General features: G+C 72.7%; 15 protein-coding genes and 2 pseudogenes. 13 read left to right on the top strand and 4 right to left on the bottom strand.

What is annotated here, in order from left to right; translation table 11 throughout:
- Positions 1–101 precede the first annotated feature (101 nt).
- Together ABT084_RS20055 and ABT084_RS20050 are read left to right on the top strand one after the other, a co-directional pair.
- On the top strand, positions 102–887 hold the full coding sequence (locus ABT084_RS20055; RefSeq protein WP_351045488.1) for an ABC transporter ATP-binding protein: 786 nt from the start codon (positions 102–104) through the stop codon (positions 885–887).
- 59 nt (positions 888–946) lie between these two features.
- Positions 947–1,342, top strand: a pseudogene (locus tag ABT084_RS20050) (alpha/beta hydrolase); the annotation flags it as partial.
- A 260-nt stretch (positions 1,343–1,602) separates the two neighbouring features.
- On the opposite strand, the gene ABT084_RS20045 reads toward ABT084_RS20050, so the two are convergent.
- Positions 1,603–2,967 carry an FAD-dependent oxidoreductase gene (locus tag ABT084_RS20045; RefSeq protein WP_351045485.1) on the bottom strand — a complete coding sequence of 455 codons (1,365 nt, stop codon included), beginning with the start codon at positions 2,965–2,967 and terminating at the stop codon, positions 1,603–1,605.
- A 309-nt stretch (positions 2,968–3,276) separates the two neighbouring features.
- On the opposite strand from ABT084_RS20045, the gene ABT084_RS20040 reads away from it, so the two are divergent.
- The 3 genes and pseudogenes from ABT084_RS20040 to ABT084_RS20030 all read left to right on the top strand — a co-directional run.
- Positions 3,277–3,819, top strand: a complete 543-nt coding sequence (locus ABT084_RS20040; protein WP_351045483.1) for a winged helix-turn-helix transcriptional regulator — start codon at positions 3,277–3,279, stop codon at positions 3,817–3,819.
- Complete coding sequence (locus ABT084_RS20035; protein ID WP_351045480.1) at positions 3,816–4,760, top strand: 2-dehydropantoate 2-reductase; 945 nt, start codon at positions 3,816–3,818, stop codon at positions 4,758–4,760. The genes ABT084_RS20040 and ABT084_RS20035 overlap by 4 nt, the downstream gene beginning before the upstream one ends.
- A gap of 42 nt (positions 4,761–4,802) precedes the next feature.
- A pseudogene (locus ABT084_RS20030) lies at positions 4,803–5,165 on the top strand (IS5 family transposase); the annotation flags it as partial.
- Between the two features lie 134 nt (positions 5,166–5,299).
- Here ABT084_RS20030 and ABT084_RS20025 read toward each other — a convergent pair.
- Positions 5,300–6,343, bottom strand: coding sequence for an SGNH/GDSL hydrolase family protein (locus tag ABT084_RS20025; protein WP_351045477.1), 1,044 nt, complete (start codon positions 6,341–6,343; stop codon positions 5,300–5,302).
- 333 nt (positions 6,344–6,676) lie between these two features.
- Here ABT084_RS20025 and ABT084_RS20020 point away from each other — a divergent pair, with 333 nt between their 5' ends.
- Together ABT084_RS20020 and ABT084_RS20015 are read left to right on the top strand one after the other, a co-directional pair.
- On the top strand, positions 6,677–8,110 hold the full coding sequence (locus tag ABT084_RS20020; RefSeq protein WP_351045474.1) for an NAD(P)/FAD-dependent oxidoreductase: 1,434 nt from the start codon (positions 6,677–6,679) through the stop codon (positions 8,108–8,110).
- 226 nt (positions 8,111–8,336) lie between these two features.
- A complete protein-coding gene (locus ABT084_RS20015; RefSeq protein ID WP_351045472.1) occupies positions 8,337–8,717 on the top strand; it encodes a peptidase inhibitor family I36 protein in 381 nt (126 codons plus the stop codon).
- 151 nt (positions 8,718–8,868) lie between these two features.
- Here ABT084_RS20015 and ABT084_RS20010 read toward each other — a convergent pair whose 3' ends face one another.
- Positions 8,869–11,535: a SpoIIE family protein phosphatase gene (locus ABT084_RS20010; RefSeq protein ID WP_351045470.1), complete on the bottom strand. Its 2,667-nt coding sequence runs from the start codon at positions 11,533–11,535 to the stop codon at positions 8,869–8,871.
- 468 nt (positions 11,536–12,003) lie between these two features.
- Between ABT084_RS20010 and fusA the strand changes: the two genes are divergently transcribed.
- Positions 12,004–14,151, top strand: a complete 2,148-nt coding sequence (gene fusA, locus ABT084_RS20005; RefSeq protein WP_351045467.1) for an elongation factor G — start codon at positions 12,004–12,006, stop codon at positions 14,149–14,151.
- A 53-nt stretch (positions 14,152–14,204) separates the two neighbouring features.
- On the opposite strand, the gene ABT084_RS20000 is transcribed toward fusA, so the two are convergent.
- On the bottom strand, positions 14,205–14,900 hold the full coding sequence (locus tag ABT084_RS20000; protein ID WP_351045464.1) for a DUF4230 domain-containing protein: 696 nt from the start codon (positions 14,898–14,900) through the stop codon (positions 14,205–14,207).
- Positions 14,901–14,963: 63 nt separating this feature from the next.
- Here ABT084_RS20000 and ABT084_RS19995 point away from each other — a divergent pair, with 63 nt between their 5' ends.
- The 5 genes from ABT084_RS19995 to ABT084_RS19975 all read left to right on the top strand — a co-directional run bounded on the left by ABT084_RS19995 (position 14,964) and on the right by ABT084_RS19975 (position 19,577).
- Positions 14,964–16,241, top strand: coding sequence for a PA0049 C-terminal domain-containing protein (locus ABT084_RS19995; RefSeq protein ID WP_351045461.1), 1,278 nt, complete (start codon positions 14,964–14,966; stop codon positions 16,239–16,241).
- A 318-nt stretch (positions 16,242–16,559) separates the two neighbouring features.
- Positions 16,560–16,763 carry a cold-shock protein gene (locus ABT084_RS19990; RefSeq protein ID WP_053678014.1) on the top strand — a complete coding sequence of 68 codons (204 nt, stop codon included), beginning with the start codon at positions 16,560–16,562 and terminating at the stop codon, positions 16,761–16,763.
- 341 nt (positions 16,764–17,104) lie between these two features.
- The gene (locus ABT084_RS19985; protein WP_351045457.1) at positions 17,105–18,682 is read left to right on the top strand and encodes a DEAD/DEAH box helicase; all 1,578 of its coding nucleotides are present in this window, start codon (positions 17,105–17,107) and stop codon (positions 18,680–18,682) included.
- A 179-nt stretch (positions 18,683–18,861) separates the two neighbouring features.
- Positions 18,862–19,212, top strand: a complete 351-nt coding sequence (locus tag ABT084_RS19980) for a CBS domain-containing protein (protein WP_351045455.1) — start codon at positions 18,862–18,864, stop codon at positions 19,210–19,212.
- A 50-nt stretch (positions 19,213–19,262) separates the two neighbouring features.
- Positions 19,263–19,577, top strand: coding sequence for an SCO5918 family protein (locus ABT084_RS19975; protein ID WP_351045452.1), 315 nt, complete (start codon positions 19,263–19,265; stop codon positions 19,575–19,577).
- Positions 19,578–19,696 lie beyond the last annotated feature (119 nt).

Here is a 19,696-nt window from a genome sequence, read left to right as displayed (position 1 = left end):
TAGCGGGCGATCTTGTCAGATTCGAACGGACAGCGGAAGGGCTTGTTTCCGGGAGAAAGGGATGAGCAAATGCGGATATCGGCTACCACCTTGGGGGACCCATGACCACGACCACGACCGCGCAGGACAGCAGCGAAGCCACGCCGATGGTGGTGGTCGACGACGTGCGGCGCAGCTTCGGAACCGGCGAGCGGGCCGTGCACGCCCTGCGCGGAGTCTCCTTCACTTTGCGCCGCGGTGAACTCACCGCCCTGAAGGGACGTTCCGGTTCCGGTAAGACGACGCTGCTGAACCTGGTCGGCGGTCTCGACACACCGACCGCCGGCGCCATCCGCCTCGACGGCACCGAACTGACCGGGCTCGACGAGAGGGCGCTGCTCGCCCTGCGCCGCGATCGCATCGGCTTCGTGTTCCAGTCCTTCGGCCTGATACCCGTGCTGACCGCCGCCGAGAACGTCGGGGTGCCGATGCGGCTGAGCAAGGTCCCGGCCGCGCAGCGGGAGGAGCGGGTACGCACCCTGCTCGCGCTCGTCGGCCTCGCCGACCACGCGGCGCAGCGGCCGACCGAACTCTCCGGTGGCCAGCAGCAACGCGTGGCCGTGGCAAGGGCGTTGGCCAATGAGCCCGACCTGATCATCGCCGACGAGCCGACCGGCCAGCTCGACTCCGAGACCGGTCACGCGATCATGGAGCTGCTGCGCGCCGTCGTGCGCAGCGAGGGCGTGACGGTACTGGTCGCGACCCACGACCCGGCGCTGATGGACCTCGCGGACCGGGTGGTGGAGATGCGCGACGGCCGCGTGGTGGAAGCCGGTACGGACGCGGGGGGCGAGGCGCGCGCGGGAGCGGACGGGAACGCGGCGGCGGGCGCGGCCGCGCGCGCCTGACCGGCCCGGACCACCCGTCCTGCCCGGCTGGTCCCGCGGATTCCGCTTTGTGCGGTGCGGTGCGGTGCGGTGCGGGGCGGTGCGGTGCGGGACGGGCGCGGCGGCCGGGTGCCGCTCGCCGTGCCGGTCGCCCGGGGGGAGGCCGGCCGCTCTTCGAGCACCTCGACAGCGGGGACGGCCGCCTGTGGAACTCCCGCGAGGGCATCGGGCACTTCTGCGGGGACCTGCCGGAGGAGGAGCAGCGGGTGGTCTGGGCGACCCGGGGCGCCCCGCGCGCGGAGGTGCTCGGCGCCACGACCGACGAGGTCGCCTGGAAGTCCCGGCCGAGCCACTACGTCATCGCCCGGCGGGACCACGCGGTCAACCCGGACCTGCAGCGGTTCCTGGCCGAGCGGACGGGGGCCACCACCGTCGAGGCCGACACCGGCCACGTCCCCATGCTCTCGCGCCCGGACCTCGTCCTGGACACGGTCCGCACGGCCGCGCGGACCGTGTCCAGGGCCTCTCTGGCGGAGCGTAAACCGTTCCATCGGTGCGCCGGGCGCGCACCGATGGCGGAAGCCGGCGGTCCGGCGTGGGGCCCTCGGCGGGGCGCCGCCGCCCGCGGTGGAGCCGGCCGCGGTGGCGCCGGCCGCGCCCGGGCGACGTACTCGCGGCGGGCGGCGGCCGGTCCTGAGAGGGGTGCGGACCGAGGGCGGCCGCCGTGCCCGCGGGGTCAGGCTCCGCTGTGGCGGAGCATGTCCTCGCGCTCGACGACCTTGACGCGCTCGCGGCCCTCCGCGGCGCCCAGCGCCTGCTCGTGGGCGTCCAGCCGATGCCATCCGTCCCAGGTGGTGTAGCGGACGCCGCGCTCCTCCAGGAAGGAGGTCACCGCGTCCGGCTCCGGGGAGAGCGCCCCCGGGAGGCGGCCGCCCGCGTGGTCGTCGAGGAGGCAGGCGACGGTCTCGTTGGCATCGCCCTTGGTGTGGCCGATGAGCCCGACCGGACCGCGCTTGATCCACCCGGTGACGTAGACGGCGCTCTGGTGGGTGCCGTCGGCGGTGAGTACGCGGCCCGCCTCGTGGGGGACGGTGCCCGACAGCGGGTCGAAGGGCAGCTTGGGCAGCTCGTCCGAGTAGTAACCGATCGCACGGTAGACGGACTGGACGTCCCACTCCGTGAACCGGCCGGTGCCGCGGACGTTCCCGGTGCCGTCGAGCTCCATGCGCTCGGTGCGCAGCCCGACCACCCGACCGTCCGCGCCGAGGATCTCCTCGGGGGACTCGAAGAAGTGCAGGAAGAGCTTGTGGGGGCGGGTGCCGGGGTCCCGGATCGCCCAGTTCTCCAGGGTGGAAGCGACCATGTTGGCCTGCTTGTTGGCCCGGCGGGTGGCGATCGAGCCCTCGTCGTAGTCGATGTCCTCGGGGTTGACGATGACCTCGATGTTCGGGGAGTGGTCCAGCTCGCGCAGCTCCATCGGGCTGAACTTGGCCTGCGCGGGCCCGCGGCGGCCGAAGACGTGGACCTCGACGGCCTTGTTCCGCGCCAGCCCGGCGTGCACGTTCGGCGGGATCTCGGTGGGCAGCAGCTCGTCGGCGGTCTTGGCCAGGATCCGGGCGACGTCCAGGGCCACGTTGCCCACCCCGAGGACGGCGACCTTCTCGGCCTCCAGCGGCCAGGTGCGCGGGACGTCCGGGTGGCCGTCGTACCAGGAGACGAAGTCCGCGGCGCCGTAGGAGCCGTCCAGGTCGGACCCCGGCAGGTCGAGGGCCCGGTCGGCGGACGCGCCGGTCGAGAAGACCACGGCGTCGTAGAAGCGGTGCAGCTCGTCCAGGCCGATGTCGCCCGGGTAGTCCACGTTGCCGAACAAACGTATCTGCGGCTTGTCGAGCACCTGGTGCAGCGCGGTCACGATGCCCTTGATCCGCGGGTGGTCCGGGGCCACGCCGTACCGGATCAGCCCGAACGGAGCGGGCATCCGCTCGAACAGGTCGATGGAGACACCCGGAGCCTGGGCGGCGTCGGACTTCAGCAGAGCGTCGGCGGCGTAGATGCCGGCCGGACCGGCGCCGACGATCGCTACACGGATGGGGCGAGACATACGAGACGTTCCTCCAGGCAACGGGGACGGATGGTTCGAGACAAGCTCGCTCGACGGGTCCCCGGTAGCCGGTGGCGATCTATGGGTCCATAAGTCGCGCTTATGACCCGCCCACCCGAAATCCAAACAAGAATGTCACACAGAAGCAAATGGCAGTAAGTGACGCAATCCAGGGAAGTGGCCCCGGGCGGAGGCCGGAGGGGGACCGGTCGGACAGATCGGGTCGGGGAGATCCGGTCGGGGCGATCTCGGGGAGATCCGGCCGGAAAATATGGTTCGGTGACCGAACTGACTGGCTAGGGTGGCGCCATGACGCTCCCTCGCGACTACCAGGGCCAGTCCTGCGCGCTCTCCCGCGCCATGGAGGTGATCGGCGAGCGCTGGACGCTGCTGATCGTGCGCGACGCGTTCTTCGGCGTACGCCGCTTCGGGGACTTCGTCAGGCACCTGGGCGTGCCGCGCGCGGTCCTCACCGACCGGCTCGCCGGTCTGACCGCGGCAGGGGTGCTGGCCAGGGTGCCCGACGGCGGCAAGCGCGAGGTGTACGTCCTGACCGGCAAGGGCGTCGGCCTCTGGCCCGCCGTCCGCGCCCTGACGCAGTGGGGCGACGAGCACCACCCCGTGCCCGGCGGCCCCCGCCGCTCGTTCCGGCACGCCGACGACGACGCGTACGTCGGCCCCGACGGCCGGTGCACCGGATGCGGCGCCCCGGTCGACGCGGCGGACCTGCTGGTCGTACCCGGTCCGGGCCTGCCACCGCCGTCCCCGGACGACGATCCGATCACCGCCGCCCTCCGGCGGCCGCAGCGGCTGCTCCGGCCGCTGCCCCTCACGAAAGGTCCTTCCGCATGAGAATCCTGACAGTCGGCGCGGGCGCCGCGGGCGGTTACTTCGGCGCCCTCCTCGCCCGGAGCGGACAGGACGTCACCTTCCTCGTCCGCCCCGGCCGCGCGGCGGCCCTGCGCGCCCGCGGGCTCCGAGTGGCGGGGCAGGGCGAGGAGTTCGTCCTCGACCCGCGGATCGCCACGGCCGACACGCTCTCGGGGGCCTACGACCTGGTCCTGCTCTCGGTCAAGTCCACGGCGCTCGCGCGGGCGGTGCGGGACCTCGCCCCGGCGGTGGGCCCGGGCACGGCGATCGTCCCGTTGCTCAACGGCATGGCCCATCTCGACCTCGTCGGCAAGGAGTTCGGGGACCGCGCCGTACTCGGCGGCGTGGCGAAGGTGGTCACCACCCTGAACGGCGACGGCGACATCGTCCGCATGGCCCCGCCGCGCGCCCTGCTCGTCGGTGAGGTCGGCCCCCGGGCCGACGGGTCCGGCGCGGCCCCCTCGGCGCGGGTCCGGGAGATCCGCGACGCGCTGAACGGCGCCGGGATCACCAGCCCCGACGTCGACGACATCGTCGCCGCCATGTGGCACAAGTGGGTCTTCATCACCACGCTCGCCGCCGTCACCTGCCTGATGCGCGGGTCCGTCGGCGAGGTCAACGCCGCGCCCGGGGGCGCCGGACTGGGCCGGGCCGTCCTCGCGGAGGCCGCCGCGGTCTCGGCCGCCGCCGGGCACCCCGTCCCCGAGGCGGAGCTCGCCGCCACGGCCGCGACGGTCACCACGGCCGGGTCCCCGCTCACCCCCTCGATCTACCGCGACCTGATCGCCGGATATCCCACCGAGGTCGAGCACGTCTTCGGCGACCTGCTCGCCCGCGCCCACGACCTGGACGTGCCCGTCCCGCTCCTGGAACTGGCCACCCTGCACCTGCGCGTGCACGAGCGGCGCGTGACGGAGGCCTAGTGTGATGCGCCGTGGATCTTGGGCTGTGGATGATCTCGGTCCATGAGGCGGGGAGACCTCACGGACGAGCAGTGGGTGGCGCTGGAGCCGTTGTTGCCGAAGGGCGCCAAGGCGGGGCGGCCGCCTGTCTGGCCTCGGCGGCAGCTCATCGACGGCATACGGTTTCGGGTCCGGACCGGTGTTCCGTGGCGGGACGTACCGGTCGAGTACGGGCCATGGGGCCGGGTCCACGGCCTGTTCCGCCGGTGGCAGCGGGACGGCACCTGGCACCGTGTCCGCACCCGGCTTCAGTCTCCGGCCGACGCGGGGGGTGCGATCACGCGGGACCTCAGCATCGACTCCACGGTGTGCCGCGCACATCAACACGCGGCCGGGGCCCGGGAGCAGGTCACGGCCGGGCAGCGCTCGCGCTGGGTGTACTTGGCGAGTGCCCGGCAGATACCGGCCACCGCGGGCACGTCCCTCGGGCTTGTCGGACGGGACGCCCCGGACCACGCTCGCGCGCGTATATCCGGGGCGCCGGGGTTCGGGCCGGTCGGTCAGCTGTCGAGGAGGGCCAGGCGGATGGCCCGCTCGACGTGGGAGGCGGTGTTGGCGTGCCCTGCGGCGTTGGGGTGGACGAGGGTGACGTGCTTGTTGACGACGGCGCAGTTCAGCGGGGTGCCGGGAATCTTGGTGGGCCAGTAGTCCTCGGCGTCGCCGCAGATGCCCTCGACCCACTTGGTGTCGGCGGGCTGGCAGGCGTCGTGGCCGACGCTGGAGGAGTAGACGTCGGCGTAACGGTCGCCGAAGAAGTCCGTGACCCGCTGGATGGTGCTGTTCAGCTGCTTGAGGACGTCGTCGCGGAGCCAGTCGACGTCGTTGTGGGTGATCGCGCCGAGTTCGGTGACGGCGAGGCGGTTGCAGGCACTGCTGTTGTCGGGGAGGACGGCCGGGTAACCGACGGTGATTACCTTGGCGTGGGGCGCGGCCTGGTGCACATGGGCCAGCATCTCGATGTACTCGTCCTGGACCCGGGCCAGCCTGTCCTGGAGGCTTTCCTCCCCCTCGGGGGGATTGGTGTAGTGGTCGCGGCAGGACTTGCCGGTCGTGCCCAGGGTGAGGCACTTGGTCAGAATGTCGCCGAAGGGCAGGCTGTTGCCGCCGACGCCGATGGTGACGACGTCGGTCTCGTCGCCCAGGCCGGCCCGCTTGATCTGCGTGTCCACCGCCCGCCAGCCGCCCTCGGGCGCCTGGACCGGGCTGATCGGGGTCTGCCTGGTCGTGGCGATGTCGGTGATGGTGGCGGCGCCGCAGCTGACATTGGTCAGGTGGACGGGCTTGCCCGGCAGGAACTCCGCCAGCTCCCGGTCGACGAGGTCGGGGTAGGCGTTGGTGGTGCGGTCGCAGCCGTCCCGCGCCGGGTCGCCCAGCGCGGGCTGCGGGTCGCCGACGAAGACGCCGGCGGTGTACGAGTCGCCGAGCGCGGCCCACTCGTACTGGTCGGCCGCGCCGGCGGAACCGGAAGGCACAAGCGCGGACGCCGCCAGGGCGAGCCCGACGGCCAGGGCACGCGTGCGCAGGCGGGAGACAGGGTGTCGCATGGATCCTCCAGGATCTGCAAAGACGCCCGGAGTTGGAACGTGACCCCGGGCGGAAGGCACCTCGGCCAAGATCATCCACGCCTTCGGCCTGCCCCTGCGACGAATCGGACCCATCGCCCCCGATCGAGCTAAATGATCAGATCTTCGCCCCACTGCACGCCGCCGGCCGAAACCTCGCCCTGGACCGCCAGCAATCCCAGAAGACTCACTCCCTCAGCAGTCCTGATGCCACTTCCGACACACGACCTAGCCGTCTGGCACGCGCCCGAGCTCCCGCCCGTGCGGTTACCCGGTGTAGCGGTCGGGTAACAAGTCGACGGAGAGGGAGGGATCATGGGGAAGCGAACGCGCATGCGAGGCACCCGGTGGGACAGGGCGGTGGTGGTGGGCGGCGGACACGCCGGTCTGGTGACGGCCCGCGTCCTGGCCGACCACTTCCGGGAGGTCGTGATCCTGGAGCGGGACGCCGTGGACGAGACCACCGGCGCCCATCCGCACGCGCCACAGGGCTACCACGCCCACGCCGTACTGGCCAAGGGCTCGCAGGTCCTGGAAGCGCTCTTCCCGGGCCTGCGCGCCGAGATGGAGGAACTCGGAGCGCCCGTCTTCGACTACGGGGAGCGCATCGACTTCCTGCTGCCCGCCGGGCTCGCCCCGCGCTGCCGGACGGGCGTACGGGTCCAGTCGTTCACCCGGGCCGAACTCGAACGCAGGCTGCGGCGACGGGTGATGGCCCTGCCCGGGGTGCGGCTGCTGCCCTCGGCCCGCTGCGAGGGCCTGGTCATGGGCCGTCCCGGCACCGTCAGCCGGGTGAAGTACCGGGTGACCGGCGCGGAGGGGGCCGCCGGTGGGGTTTCCGGGGGCCTCGCCGGGGAGGCGGCGGCGGGGTCGGCGGGGGAGAGCGCCGAGCTGGAAGCGGATCTGGTGGTCGACGCCTCCGGGCGCTCCAGCGGCCTGGACCGCTGGCTCGCCGATCTGGGCGTGCCGGTACCCGGCAAGCGCGTGGTGAAGGCGAAGATCACCTACACCTCGATGACGTTCGACCGGCCGGAGAAGAACCCGCCCGACTTCGACGTCGCCTACCAGATGATGTTCGCGCCGGGCATCTCCCGCGGCGGCGTCATCCTCGCCGTCGAGCGCAACCGCTGGATGTGCTCCCTGTTCGGGTACGGCGACGAGGCGCCGCCCACCGACGACGAGGGCTACCTCGGCTTCGCCCGGACCCTGGACAACGCGCACCTCGCCGGGCAGATCGCACAGCGCGACCGCCCGGAATCCGTCCACCGCTACGTCAACGTCAACAACCAGTGGAACCTGTACCACCGGAGCAAGGCCTGGCCCGAGCGGCTGCTCGCCGTGGGGGACTCGGTCTGCGTGTTCAACCCGGTCTACGGCCAGGGGCTGACCGTGGCCGCGATGGAAGCCGAGCTCCTCCGGGACATGCTGACCGGGCTGCGGGCCAAGGGGCAGGGGCTCGACGGACTGAGCAAGCGGTACCAGGGCCGGGTGGCGCGCCTCCTCGTCGCCCCCTGGACCCTGTCCAGCAACTCCGACCTGATGTGGAACCGGGACGGCCGGCCGCTCCCCGCCCGGATCGCCCACTGGTACAACACGCACCTCTTCGCGGTGTCCGCCCGCGATCCGCAGGTCTGGACCCGGTTCGTCGGGGTGGTCAACATGGTGGCCTCGCCCGCCTCGCTCTTCCACCCCGCCGTGTTCCGCAAGGTCGTCGCCCAGGCCCTGTTGCACCGCCGCTCGACGCGCTGAAAGGGGGCGGCGCCCGCGGGACCCGAATGGCGGAGAGGTTTTTGGACGGAAACGCACATCCCCGGACCCGCCTTCGCGGCAGGTCCGGGGATTTTCCGCAGGATACGGGCGCGGCGTGAATTCATCGCTTTCCCGAACGGGGGCCTGGGCCCGCCGTCACGGGCACCCGCATGATGAAAACGCGACACGGACCATCCCCTGCGAATGGAAGAGGATCACTCTCATCATGCGCATCATCCGTCCCCTCGTCATGGCATCCCTGGCCCTCGTGGCGGCCCTCGGCACCGCCCCCGCCGCCTTCGCGGCCCCCGCCGCGCCACCCGCACCGACCGCGTACAACTGTTCCACCGGCTGGTTCTGCATCTACAGCGGCTGGGACGGCACCGGGACGAAGTGTCAGTGGCAGAGCGCCCAGCGCGCGAACACCGCCGACGACTGCAGCTTCATCCGCAACGGCCAGAACGTCCGGTCCGTCGCCAACAGCACGGGTCAGCGCAAGCAGTACTACACCGGAACCAATTACAACAACCGCGTCGGTTCGACGCCCTCCGGGGGCAGCGGAAACCTCCAGGGGAGTTATCAGATCCGATCCTTCAAGCCCCAGTGATGTCCTGAGCGATGTCCTGAGCGATGTCCTGAGTTATGGCTTGAGTGATGCCCATTCGGTAATCCCGGATTGAATTACCGAATGGCCGGTGAATTCGACGGGCCGCGGCCCGTGGCCGGTCCCGGCGGGAAGGCGCCGCCGGGACCGGCCCTCAGTCGGTTTCCGGAGGCCCCGGCAGCGGCTGCTCCGACCAGATGACCTTGCCCTCGGGGGTGTACCGGGCTCCCCAGCGGCGGCTGATCTGTGCGACGAGGAAGAGGCCGCGGCCGCCCTCGTCCGTCGTGGTGGCGTAGTGCAGCCGGGGCGAGCTGCTGCTGCCGTCGAACACCTCGCAGGTCAGCATCCGGTCGAAGAGGAGCCGGACCCGCACCGGCGCCGCACCGTGCCGGATGGCGTTGGTGATCAGCTCGCTCAGCACCAGCTCCGTACCGAAGGACAGCTCGGACAGGCCCCATTCCTCCAGCTTCGCGACGGCCAGGGCCCGCATGGACGCGACCTCGCTCGCGTGGAACGGCACGTCCCACTCCGCGATGCGGTCCGCGGCCAGCGCCGAGGTCCGGGCCACCAGCAGGGCCACGTCATCGCGGGGCCGGGCGGGCAGCAGCGCCTTGAGGACCGCCCGGCAGATGTCCTCCGGCTGCGGCTGGAGGCCGGTGTGCGCCAGGGCCGTGCGGAGCAGATCGAGCCCCTCGTCGATGTCCCGGCTGCGGTCCTCGATGAGCCCGTCGGTGTACAGCACGATCTGGCTGCCCTCGCTCAGCTGCAGCTCCGTCGACTCGAACGGGAACCCGCCCAGACCCAGCGGCGCGCCCGCGGGCAGCTCCGGGATCTCCACGGCGCCGTCCGGGTGCACCAGCACCGGGGGCATGTGCCCCGCCCGCGCCACGGTGCAGCGCTGGTTCACCGCGTCGTACACGGCGTACAGGCAGGTCGCTCCGAGCAGCCCGGTGTCCGCGCCGCCCTCCCCGCCCTGGCCGATGTACTGCACGAGGTCGTCGAGCCGGGACAGGAGCTCGTCGGGCGGCAGGTCCAGGGAGGAGAAGTTGAGCACGGCCGTGCGCAGCCGGCCCATGGCGGCGGCGGCGTGCAGCCCGTGGCCGACGACGTCCCCGACCACGAGCGCCACCCGGCCGCCGGGCAGCGGGATCACGTCGAACCAGTCACCGCCCACGCCGGACTGCGCGGGCAGGTAGAAGTGGGCCACCTCGACGGCGCTCTGCTCGGGCAGCTCGCGCGGCAGCAGGCTGCGCTGGAGGGTCTCCGCCAGGGCGTGTTCCCGGGTGTAGCGGCGCGCGTTGTCGATCGTGATCCCGGCCCGGGCCACGAGCTCCTCCGCCAGCGACAGGTCCTCCTCGTCGAAGGGCTCGGGCTTCTGCGAGCGCCAGAAGTTGACCAGGCCGAGGACCACGCCCCGGGCCTTGAGCGGCGCCGTGATGAGCGAATGGACCCCGTAGTCGAGGATGGCCTGCGCCCGCGCCGGGTCCTGCGCGTACCAGCCGGAGGCGTCGGCGAGGTGCGGGATGAGCTCGGCCCGTCCGGTGGTCAGGCCCCGGGCCTGCGGTGTGGACGGGGCGAAGTCGATCAGCTTGCCGCGTGGATAGAGCGGGACGTCGGCCCGGATGCCGCTGAACCCGGTGCGGCGCAGGTCGGGCGCGGCGTTGGTGGGCTCGTCCCCGTGCAGCACCGCCTCCGCGAGCTCGACGGTCGCGAAGTCGGCGAACCGGGGCACCGCGACGTCGGCCAGCTCCTGGGCGGTCTGCTCCACGCCCAGGGTGGTGCCGACGCCCACCCCGGCGTCGTACAGCAGCTTCAACCGCCTGCGGGCCGCCTCGGCCCGGGTGCTCAGGACCTGCATCTCGGTCGAGTCCCGGATGGTGACCGCGGAACCCTCGGGCCCGCCCCCGGGACGGGTGGGCCGCTGGTTGATCACCAGGAGCCGCTCCCCGGCCTCGTGCACCTCGTCGGTGGCCACCCGCCCGGACAGCAGGAGCGCGGCCAGCGGCCCGTCGAGGCTCGGCAGCTGCCCGACGAGCCGTCCCTCGGCGTCCGGCGGCAGCCTGAGCAGCCGTTTCGCCTCGTCGTTGGCGAGCAGCAGCCGTCCGGCGCCGTCGGTGATCAGCACCCCCTCCCGGACCGAGTGGAGCACCGCGTCGTGGTGCTCGTACATCCGGGTCATCTCCTGCGGACCGAGCCCGTGGGTCTGCCGTCGCAGGCGCCTGCTGATCAGCGCCGCGCCGGCCGTGGCCAGGCCGAGGCCCGCCGCGCTGGCCCCGAGGAGGACCGGGAGCTGCCGGTCGAACACGCCGGTGACGTTGTTGACCGTGAGGCCGGCCGACACCAGCCCCACGACCGGGCCGCTGTCGCTGTCGCCGTTGGCGAAGACCGGCACCACGGCCTGCATCTCGTTGCCCAGCGGGCCGGAGACGCTCTCGGTGTACACCCGGCCCCGCAGCGAGGGCTCGATGGTGCCGACGAAGCGCTTGCCGATGCGATCGGGCAGCGGATGGGTGTAGCGGATGCCGTGGGTGTCCATCACGACGATGAAGTCCACCCCGGCCTCCCTGCGGGTGACCTCGGTGAGGGGCTGGAGGATCTTGGAGGGATCGGGGGAGCGGAGCGCCTCGCGCAGCCCGAGCGAATGGGCGAAGGTCTGGGCGACCGCCACGGACCGGTTGCGCGCCTCGCGGTCGACATCGTGCCGGGACTGGAGCAGCAGGGCCAGCACCGCCCCGGCGGCGAGCAGCACCACGATCGCCACCTGAAGGACGAATACCTGTCGGGCGACGCTGCGCGGGCGGTTCCGGCTCAGTGACCGCACCGACGTCCCCGGTACGGGTTGCAAGGATGGGCCACCAACCCTTTGTAGCACTGCCGGGCGCCCGGAGTACGGCTGACGGCCGTTCCCGTGTGGTGCGGGTGGCGTACCCGTCGCCCGCGGGGTGCGGAAAAACCCGGTGCCGAGCCCGGAGGGGGCTGCCTACACTCGCTCCTGCGTGCCGCCACATGATCGCGGCGCGCGTTTCGTCGATCCACCGAACGAGGGGAGCCCGGGCATGTGTGAGCGCACCGCTGTCTTCGCTGCCCGGTCGCGGTACGACGTGATCTTGGTGTCCTCCGTTTCCCGGTGACCGCCGCGCGGCCGTCACCGGATGTCCGGGCGACGAGTGAAGGTTTCCTTCTCCCCGGCCGGTGAGCCCTCCCCGCGGCATGCCCGCGGGCCGCCTCCCGCCACCCCGCCCGCCATCGCGCCGTCTCCTTGCCGTACACCCCGGAAAGGCCTCGGGCCATGCGCACCGAACCCGTCACCACGACCACGAACACCACCACGACCGTGCCCGCCACCACGGCACCGGCCACCGCCGAGGTCCGCAACCTCGGCATCCTGGCGCACGTCGACGCCGGGAAGACCACCCTCACGGAGCGGGTCCTCTACGCCACCGGCGCCACCTACAAACGCGGCGAGGTCCACGAGGGGACGACCGTCACCGACTTCGACCCGCAGGAGCGCGACCGCGGGATCACCATCTTCGCGGCGGCGGTCAGCTGCACCTGGGAGGGCCACCGGATCAACCTGATCGACACCCCGGGACACGTCGACTTCTCCGACGAGGTGGAGCGCTCCCTGCGCGTGCTCGACGGGGCGGTCGCGGTCTTCGACGCCGTCGCGGGTGTGGAGCCGCAGAGCGAGTCCGTGTGGCGGCAGGCCGACCGCCACCACGTCCCGCGCATCGCGTTCGTCAACAAAATGGACCGGGTCGGCGCCGACCTCGACGCGGCCGTCGCCTCGCTGCGCGAGCGGCTGCACGTCGTGCCGCTCGTGGTCCAGCTGCCCATCGGGCGGGAGGACGGCTTCACCGGCGTCGTCGACCTCGTACGGATGCGCGCGCTGATCTGGCGCGCCGGCGCCGGGCCGCAGCCCTTCGAGGACGTCGCCGTCCCCGAGGACCTGCGCGAAGAGGCACTGCGGCGCCGACGGCTGCTCGACGAGCAGGTGGCGGAGCTGCATCCGGCCGCGCTGGAGGAGTACTGCGCCACCTCGGCGCTCGGCCCCGCCACGCTGGTCACCGCCCTGCGCGAGCTGACCCACGGCGGCGAGGGCGTGGTCGTGCTGTGCGGATCGGCGTACCGCGACCGCGCCGTCGAGCCGCTGCTCGACGCCGTACTGGCGTACCTGCCCTCACCGGCGGACGTACCGCCCGTACGGGGCACGCTCGACGGGGCGGTGGAGGAACGCGCCGCCGACCCGTCGGCGCCCTTCGCCGCGCTGGCCTTCAAGGTGAACGCGACGGCGACCGGGCGGCTGACCTGTCTGCGCGTCTATTCGGGAACGATGAGGAAGGGGGACACCGTGCTGGACACGACGGCGGGCCGCACCGAGCGCATCGGCCGGATCCTGCGCGTGCAGGCCGACCGGCACGCCGAGGTGGACCGGGCGGTGGCCGGGGACATCGTGGCCGTCGTCGGCCTGAAGACCACCCGCGCCGGCGCCACCCTGTGCGCGCCGGGGGCCCCGCTGGTCCTCGAACCGCCCACGGTCGCCGCTCCGGTGGTGTCCGTGGCGGTCGAGGCGCGCGGCACCGCGGACACCGGCCGGCTGTCGACCGCGCTCGCCCGGCTCGTCGAGGAGGACCCCTCGCTGGCCGTGCGGACGGACCGCGAGACGGGCCAGACGCTGCTGTCGGGCCTGGGCGAACTGCATCTGGAGGTGGCGGTGGAGAAGCTCCGGCGCGGCCACGGGCTGCTCGTCGACGTCGGCCGGCCCCGCGTGGCCTACCGGGAGACGGTGGCCCGGGGCGTGTCCGGGCTCGTCTACCGCCACGTCAAACAGGACGGCGGCGCGGGCCAGTTCGCCCATGTGGTGATCGACGTCGAGCCCTTGGACGTCGAGCCCCCCGACGAGGGGCGCCGCGGCGACGGCGACGGCGGCCTGGAATTCCGGTCGGCCGTCGTCGGCGGCCGGGTGCCGCAGGAGTACGTCCGCGCGGTCGAGGCCGGCTGCCGGGACGCGCTCGCCGAGGGCCCCCTCGGCGGCCATCCGGTGACCGGGCTGCGGGTCACGCTGACGGACGGGGCCACGCACCCCAAGGACTCCTCGGAGATGGCGTTCCGGGCGGCGGGGCGGTTCGCGCTGCGCGCGGCCCTGCGCGCCGCCGTGATGGAGCTGCTGGAACCGGTGGCCGAGGTCGTGGTCACCGTCCCCGAGGAGGCGGTCGGCAGCGTGCTCGGGGATCTGGCGGCGCGGCGCGGCCGGGTCGCCGGTTCGCTGACGCGGACCGGGACCACGACGGTCACGGCCGAGGTGCCGCTGGCCGAACTGTTCGGCTACGCGTCGCGGCTGCGCAGCCGCACGCAGGGCCGGGGGACCTTCACCTCCCGGCCCACCGGATACGCCCCGGTGCCGTCGGCGGTGCGCGAACAGGTGCTGTCCGTCTGACGGTGGCTCGGTAAGGCCCCCGGCCCGCCACGGCGGCCGGGGGCCCTCAGGGGTCAGACGTAGCTGACCGTGACCTGGCGGAAGCCGAGCGAGCGGAGCAGACCCTCCAGCATGGAGGTGGTGTTCTTCTCCGCCCGCTCGGCGAGCCCGCTCCCGCGCGCGGCCTCGCCGATGTGCTGGACGGCCAGACGCTGTACGGCCTCCTCCCCGCCCGGGTTGTCCGAGAACAGGTCGCCCAGCCGGTCCAGGATCCCGCGCTGCTGGCTCACGGCGTAGGAGCGGTCGAGGTCGAGCGTGACCGTGCCGAGCGCGGCGTGGGGCAGGCGCAGCGTCGCCTCGGTGCGGTCCCCGTTCACCGTGACGGCGTGGTCGTCGAGCTTGCCCAGGTCGACGTACCCGCTGACGGTGCCCGCCCCGACGTACAGGGTCCGGGTGCCGCGGATCGAGTCCGGCAGGTAGGGAGCGTCCTTCTCCAGGTCGGCGACGACCTGGAAGTTGCCGACGGCTCCCTCGTAACGGTGCATGTCCTGGATCGACTTGAGCAGTACGGGCCCCGAGCGGTCCCGGGTGTCGACGCCGAAGAGGTCGCCGAAGAGCGCGCCGACGCCGGGTATCAGACCGAACCGGACGACGAGCGCGACCAGTAACGCCGTCACCACGAGCGCGCCGGCCGCCCGTCCCCACCACCGCGGGCGGCGGGGACGCTCGGGCGCCGGTCGCCGCTCCGTGTCGAGCGATGACTTGTCCATGTCCTGCGGATGCCCCGAAATCGCCTGCCGTACCAACTCCCCTTCTATGTAATGTCACATGGCATGATGATCTTCCGCCGCACGGCCCTCATCGCCGCCCTCCTCGGCATCACCGCGGTTCTCCCTCCCGCGGCCGCGCACGCCGCCGCCCCGCCCTCGTGCGCCGCCGGTCCCGCCACCGCCTCCTCCGTGGGCGACCCGGAACAGGCGCGGCTGGCCGACCCGCGGACCGCCGCCTTCGTGGAGCGGGCCGCGCTGGGCGAGTTCGTACGCCGCTTTCCCGCCGCGCTCTGTTCCGCGCGCGACGCCGCCGAGGCGGGCCGGCTCCTCGACGCCTGGGGCGAGGCGCTGTGGCGGGCCGCCGTGGACCGGGCGCAGGGGCGGCGCCCCGGCGGGGACCTGGCGGCCGGGGACGACCGCCCGCTGTACTGGGCCCGGCTGCGGATGACCGTCCAGCTGGTGCAGTGGACACCGGGCTTCCCGGTCGACCGGCCGGCCCTGCGCACCCGCTTCGAGGACGCCTCGCGCGGTCTGACCGCCAACGACTTCCGCGGCACCCCGGGCGTGCGGCGGCTGTTCGTCAGCGGGTTCGACCCCTTCGGCCTGGACGCCGAGCCTCGCCGGGCCAACCCCTCCGGCTCCGCGGTCCTCCAGCTCAACGGCCGCCGCCTGACGCTCGCGGACGGCACCCCGGTGGAGATCCGGGCCGTCGTCCTGCCCGTCCGCTACGCCGACTTCGACGCCGGGATCGTGGAGCGCGCCTACGGCCCCCGCCTCGCGGCCGGACCCCGCGCCGCCGACATGATCACCAGCATCAGCCAGGGCTACCCCGGGATCTTCACGCTGGAGGCCTGGGCGGGCCGCGCCCGGTCGGCGGACCCGTACCCGGACAACGCCGACGCCCTGTCGGGGGGCACGTACGCGCATCCCGTCACGGCGCCGGGCCTCGGCCCGGGAGCCGAATTCCTGCGGACCACCCTTCCGACCGACGCCATGACCGCCGTCCAGAGCCCGTACCCGGTCCGGCTGAACACCGCGGTCAGCGAGATACCCGCGGGTCAGGACAGTCCCGTGGACCGCGAGGACGGGCCCACCCCCGGCTCCCGCGCCGTCGCGGGCGGAGGTGGCGGCTACCTCTCCAACGAGGTCGCCTACCGCTCCAACCGGCTCAGGACGGAACTGAACCCCCGGCTGCCCGGCGGCCACCTGCACACGCCCGTGCTCACGGGACTGCCCGCCGACCCGGCCGTGCTGACCGATGCCACGTTCGAGCGGAACGAGGGCGAGATCGCCGCGCAGGTGCGGGACGTGCTGCGGCATTCCGCCCCGGCCCGTCCGTGAGGCCGCGGAAATCCTGCGTCCCCTACCTTCCCAAACCTGTACTGGCAATGACAGAAATCGCCTAAAGGCCGGGTGAGGATTTCTGGTTCGGTGGCCGGGCCCGGATTATTCCTCGCGCCCGGTCGGCTCCGGCGTGCTACTGTGATTCCAGTTGCAGTTGTGGTTCCCAAAATTTTGGCACTTTCACTGACCTCACTCTTCACGAGCGGTTGTGGGTGTTTCTGTTTTCACCGGAAGTCTTCCGGTCGGGGCGATCATGCGGCGACTCGAGATCCGCACAGTGCGGATCTCTGGGCTGTGCCCCGAAGGAGATTCAACATGGCTAATGGCACCGTGAAGTGGTTCAACGCTGAAAAGGGCTTCGGCTTCATCGAGCAGGAGGGCGGCGGTCCTGACGTGTTCGCCCACTACTCGAACATCGCCTCCCAGGGCTTCCGCGAGCTGCAGGAAGGCCAGAAGGTCAGCTTCGACATCGCGCAGGGCCAGAAGGGCCCGACCGCCGAGAACATCGTCACCGCCTGACGCTGACGCGTACTGAGCAGCTGGGGCCCGCACCTTGGGGTGCGGGCCCCAGCTCGCTGCATTTCCACCGCTCCGCCGGCCGTGACGGCCCGCGTGAGCGACGAGACAGCACGGCTGTCGACACCGGCCGGCCGGGATCTCACCCGCCGCCCCACCACCCGCACGCGATCCCCGTATCCCACGGCACTCATCGCGGTGCGTTCTTCTTGGCAAGCCGACCGCTTTTCAGCGTCGACTCCGCCATATTCGCTTTTGTTCGGCTCGTTCTTGTGAATCCTTGTGCGGCTCGATTTCCGCTGCCGGGAATTCCTCGATGCGTGCCGTATCGAGGAGGTTTTCGCATGAACCGCACAACGCGTGGCAATGACCGTTCCAGCCGCTCTTCCCGCACCCGTTCCGAGGGCTATGCCGGCTCCCGTTCCGGTTCGGGCAGTGGCGGCGGCAGCCGCTTCGGCTCGTCTTCCGGGACCCGCTCCGGCGCCCCCGCCCGCTCCGGCGGCCAGGGCCGTCCGGGTGGTTATGGCGGCGGTCGCCGCTCGTCTTCCGTCCAGGGCGAGTTCGCCCTGCCGGTCACCCTGACCCCGCCGCTCCCCGCCGTCGAGGCCTTCGCGGACCTCGACATGCCGGCCCAGCTGCTGGCCGCCCTGGGCAGCGAGGGCATGAGCGTGCCGTTCCCGATCCAGGCCGCGACCCTGCCCAACACGCTGGCGGGCCGTGACGTCCTCGGCCGCGGCCGCACCGGCTCCGGCAAGACCCTCGCCTTCGGGCTGGCCGTGCTCGCCCGTACGGCGGGGCAGCGCGCCGAGCCCGGGCAGCCGCTCGCCCTGGTCCTCGTCCCGACGCGCGAGCTGGCCCAGCAGGTGAACGCCGCGCTCACCCCCTACGCCCGTGCGCTGAAGCTGCGCCTGGCCACGGTCGTGGGCGGCATGCCGATCCACCGCCAGGCCGGAGCGCTGCGCGCCGGTGCCGAGGTCGTCATCGCGACCCCGGGCCGCCTCAAGGACCTCATCCAGCGCGGCGACTGCAGGCTCAACCAGGTCGGCATCACCGTCCTGGACGAGGCCGACCAGATGGCCGACATGGGCTTCATGCCCCAGGTCACCGCCCTGCTCGACCAGGTGCGCCCCGAGGGCCAGCGGATGCTGTTCTCCGCCACCCTCGACCGCAACGTCGACCTGCTGGTGCGCCGCTACCTGACCGACCCGGTCGTGCACTCCGTCGACCCCTCCGCGGGCGCCGTCACCACGATGGAGCACCACGTGCTCCACGTACACGGCGCGGACAAGCACGCCACCACCACGGAGATCGCCGCCCGCGACGGCCGCGTGATCATGTTCCTGGACACCAAGCACGCCGTCGACCGGCTGACCGAGCACCTGCTGTACAGCGGCGTCCGCGCCGCCGCGCTGCACGGTGGCAAGTCGCAGCCGCAGCGCACCCGCACCCTGGCCCAGTTCAAGACCGGGCACGTGACCGTGCTGGTCGCCACGAACGTCGCCGCCCGCGGCATCCACGTGGACAACCTGGACCTGGTCGTCAACGTCGACCCGCCCACCGACCACAAGGACTACCTGCACCGCGGTGGCCGCACCGCCCGCGCGGGTGAGTCCGGCAGCGTCGTGACCCTGGTCACCCCGAACCAGCGCCGCGAGATGACGCGGCTCATGGCGGCGGCCGGCATCACCCCGCAGACCGCCACGGTCCGCCCCGGTGACGCCGAGCTGATCCGCGTCACGGGTGCCCAGGCCCCCTCCGGCGTGCCCGTGACCATCACCGCCCCGGTCACCGAGCGCCCCAAGCGCAGCGCCGCCTCCTCGCGTGGGCGTCGCAGCCGCCCCGCGCAGGACCGCCGCGGCGGCAGGACCGGCGCGCCGTCCACGGGCTCCCAGCGCCCGCCCCGCGTCGCCAGCGCCGCCTGAGCACCCCGAGCACGCCCCCTGTACGCCCGTACGGCGCCCACGTGGCCCCGTACGGGCGTGCGGAGCCCCGTACGACCCGTACGCGCGCCACGCTCGGCCCCGGCTTGCCGCCGCCACCCACGCCGGAGAGATCTTTGACCCTGACGCACACGCAGCCCCACGCGCCGGACCGTGCCACCATGACCGCCGAGGCCATGCGCCCGTGCGGCCCGCAGGTCTGCGACGACATGACCGTCGAAGTCGCCCTGTCCGTCATGACCAGCACCCTGGCCGGGTACCTGGTCCTGTGCGACGAGGACGGCCTGTGCGCGGGCCTGGTCACCCGGTCCCAGCTGACCGCCCTCCGGGCGGAAGCGGCCTACACCGACCGGGTCCGGCTGCGTGACCTCGTCCGCGACGGCGGACCGTTCGTCACGCCCGGCATGCCGGCGCACGACGCCGAACGGGTGCTGCGGGACCGCGGCCTCGAAGCCCTGCCGGTCGTCGACGCCGACGGCCACGCGCTGGGTGTCCTGATCTCTTCGCGCTGAACCGGCTCCGTACCGCCCCGGAGCGTTCCCTTCCTACCTGTGAGGCACCCATGCGCTGTGTCATCGCCCGCTTCCCGTTCGACCTGACCAAGGACGGGGTGCTCGCCTCGATGAAGGGCATCAAGCCCGAACCCGTCACGGGCGAGTCCGCGATCATCGGCCGCCGCACGTACCCGGTCAAGCAGGTGGGCGCCGTCATCACCCGCCAGGACCGCCGTGACTTCAGCGCCGCCGAGGTGACCCGGGCGCTGACCGCCCTGGGCTTCACCTGCCGCCCCGCGGCGGCCCCGGCCGAGGTGCCCGTCCGCGGGCTGACCCCGGTGCAGCGGGCGTCCGTCATGCTCGGCACGACGGTCGGCGTGTAGCCGGAGCCGCACCAACGGTGTGACGGACAGTGTCGGGGGCCCCGGCGGCAACAGCCGCCGGGGCCCCCTTCGTGCTGTGCGGGTCCGGTTCCGGGTCGGGACCGCGCGGGTCTCAGTGG

The sequence above is a fragment of the Streptomyces sp. NPDC002138 genome (assembly GCF_040296485.1).
Classification (GTDB): domain Bacteria; phylum Actinomycetota; class Actinomycetes; order Streptomycetales; family Streptomycetaceae; genus Streptomyces.
Note: the sequence above shows the minus strand (reverse complement) of the source record. Positions and strands in the feature narration are given on the sequence as shown.